The following is a 2,871-nucleotide window of genomic DNA, read 5'->3' on the forward strand; positions in this document are numbered from 1 at the left end:
TGGGCCGTCTGGCTGATATCTATGTTAATGATGCCTTCGGCACTTCCCACCGTACCCATGCCTCTATAGTGAGGATTGCTGAATACCTGCCTTCCGTAGCCGGACTACTGCTGGAAAAGGAGCTGGAGACCCTGGGCAGCCTTCTTAAGGAGCCGGCACACCCCTTCGGAGGGCTATTTGGCGGCGCTAAGGTAAGTGATAAGGTCGGAATGCTGGAAAATATCATGAATAAAGTGGACTTCCTGCTTATCGGTGGCGGCATGGCGGCTACTTTTCTGAAAGCTAAGTCTTACGAAGTGGGCCAATCACTGGTCGAGCTAGACAGCTTGGACACTGCTGCCAGCTTGATGGAGAACGCATCCAGGAACGGAGTAAATCTGTTGCTGCCGGTTGATGTGCTTGTTGCCGATAGTATCAGTGTGGAAGCTAAGGGTAGCATTGTCCCCGTCAATAAAATATTGCCTAACCAGCGGATTGTAGATATCGGGCGGCAGACAACCAAGCTTTTCTATGAAGCGCTGCGAAAATGCCAGACGATATTCTGGAACGGTCCGATGGGTATCTGTGAGATCCCACAATTTGCGGAAGGGACACAGGTCATGGCTAAATTGCTGGCCAGCCTTGAGGCGACCACTATCATCGGGGGAGGCTCAACGGCTGAGGTGGTAAGTAAAATGGGACTGGATGATAAAGTAAGCTTCATCTCTACCGGTGGTGGCGCTTCTTTAAGTTACCTGGGAGGAAAGACACTGCCCGGGGTAGAAGCGTTGCTCAATAAAGACTCATCAGTCACGAGGAAATTAAAAGAGCTTATCCCACCGAAGTAGCGACTCTTGGTACCGGTTTTGTAATTATCGCACGTACTGACAAAGGGCTTGCAGCAGATATGTTTGATTTAGAGTTGATTAAGCAAATATCCCGGTCCACACCAACCAGGATTATCTTAGTGGTCATTGATGGCTTAGGCGGATTGCCTGCTCCGGAAACAGGGAAAACGGAATTAGAGACCGCCCGTACGCCGAACCTCGACAAATTAGCCGCCGGAGGTATCTGCGGACTCAGTGAACCGGTGGGGCCGGGAATAACCCCGGGCAGTGCCCCCGGGCACCTGGCTCTGTTCGGCTATGACCCGGTTAGATTTGGCATCGGGCGCGGGGTGCTGGAAGCAATCGGCGTTGGTTTCCCTCTACAACCGGGTGATATAGCCGCCCGCGGTAACTTCTGTACCGTTGATAAAGCCGGTCTGGTCACTGACCGCCGCGCCGGCCGTATCTCTACGGAGAAATCCGCCGAGTTGTGCCGTCTCCTCTATGGAATGACAATTGACGGCGTCAGGATTCTGGTGTCTCCGGTGAAGGACTACCGTTTTATCGCCGTATTCAGGGGAGACGGTCTGGCTCCGGACATTACTGATTCTGACCCGCAGCAGACAGGAATGGCTCCGCTACTTATAACCGCCGCAGACCAGAAATCCGGCAGAATGGCGGAGATTGCTAATCAGTTCACGGCTCAGGCGAAAGCGGTCCTGGACGGGCATCACCCGGCTAATATGCTGCTGCTGCGCGGTTTCTCTGTGCAGCCCGGTTTGCCGACGATGCGGGAGATTTACCATCTGAGACCGGCAGCCATTGCCAGCTATCCCATGTACCGGGGGTTAGCCAAACTGGCCGGGATGGAAATTCTGGAGACAGGTACCAGCATTGAAGACGAAGTCACAACGTTAACCATGCACTATGAAAATCATGACTTCTTCTTTCTCCATATCAAGGGGGCCGACGCCGCCGGTGAAGACGGCGACTTCGCGCGTAAGGTAAAGGTTATCGAGGAAGTCGATAGCTTTTTACCCCGGCTGATTGCTCTGCAACCCGACGTTATCGTCGTCACCGGTGACCATTCGACGCCGGCTTTGCTTCAGGGACACAGCTGGCATCCGGTGCCGGTGCTCCTGCACTCAAAATGGTGCCGCCCTGACAGCGCAAAGGCCTTCGCTGAGTCCGCCTGTATTCTGGGTGGACTGGGCAGGTTTCCGGCTACTCAGATTATGCCACTGGCGATGGCAAACGCACTGAAGCTGAATAAATTCGGCGCTTAGGCAGTCTCATTTATAAGGGCATACATTAAAACTTCATCAGGAGAGTAGAATGCGCGTACCCGTTATTGCCGGAAACTGGAAAATGAATACCACCATCAGTGAGGCGATTGAACTGGTCAGGGCAATCCGTCAGGGGCTGGATGATAGTGTCAATGTCGAGAAGATAGTCTGCCCTCCTTTTATTTCTTTATCCGAGGTGAAAAAGGTGATTGAGGGAAGCTCAATCAGGCTGGGCGCCCAGAACCTGTACTTCGAGGAGAAAGGGGCTTATACCGGCGAGATTTCACCGCTGATGCTGGCGGGCTTGTGCGAGTATGTCATCATCGGCCACTCCGAGCGCCGCCAGTATTTCAATGAGACAGGTGAGATTGTCAACAAAAAACTGAGAGCGGCGCTGAAAGCAGGGTTGAAACCCATTCTGTGCGTGGGGGAAAAGCTGGAAGAGAACGAGGCGGGGCAGACAGAGGCAGTGGTAACCAGCCAGTTGAGTTCCTCCCTATCCGGAATAGACTACCCCTCAGACCTGGTGGTAGCCTATGAACCAATCTGGGCTATCGGCACCGGCAAAGCCGCTACCGGTAAGCAGTCAAACGAGACTATCGCTATTATTCGTTCCCACCTGGCTAAACTATCTGGCCAAACTCTGGCACAATCCGTACGTATTCTCTACGGCGGCAGCGTGACGGCGGATAACATCGCCGAGTTTATCCGGCAGCCGGAGATAGATGGCGCCCTGGTCGGGGGGGCGAGCCTGAAAGCAGACCAGTATTTGAGCATGG

At 53.6% G+C, this 2,871-nt stretch carries 3 protein-coding genes; all 3 read left to right on the top strand.

What is annotated here, in order from left to right:
- A partial coding sequence (gene pgk, locus Q8Q07_01875) for a phosphoglycerate kinase (GenBank protein ID MDP3879040.1) occupies positions 1-827 on the top strand: 827 nt, incomplete at its 5' end.
- A 59-nt stretch (positions 828-886) separates the two neighbouring features.
- Positions 887-2,092, top strand: a complete 1,206-nt coding sequence (locus tag Q8Q07_01880; protein ID MDP3879041.1) for a 2,3-bisphosphoglycerate-independent phosphoglycerate mutase — start codon at positions 887-889, stop codon at positions 2,090-2,092.
- 49 nt (positions 2,093-2,141) lie between these two features.
- Positions 2,142-2,871, top strand: a 730-nt coding sequence (gene tpiA, locus Q8Q07_01885; GenBank protein ID MDP3879042.1) for a triose-phosphate isomerase, incomplete at its 3' end; no start/stop codon positions are given.

Source organism: Dehalococcoidales bacterium (assembly GCA_030698765.1).
In the GTDB taxonomy this organism is placed as follows: Bacteria; Chloroflexota; Dehalococcoidia; order Dehalococcoidales; family UBA2162; genus JAUYMF01.

Excerpts from the sequence above, each read along its gene's own strand:
- Q8Q07_01880 (MDP3879041.1), top strand. The coding sequence starts at position 887 with ATGTTTGATTTAGAGTTGATTAAGCAAATATCCCGGTCCACACCAACC.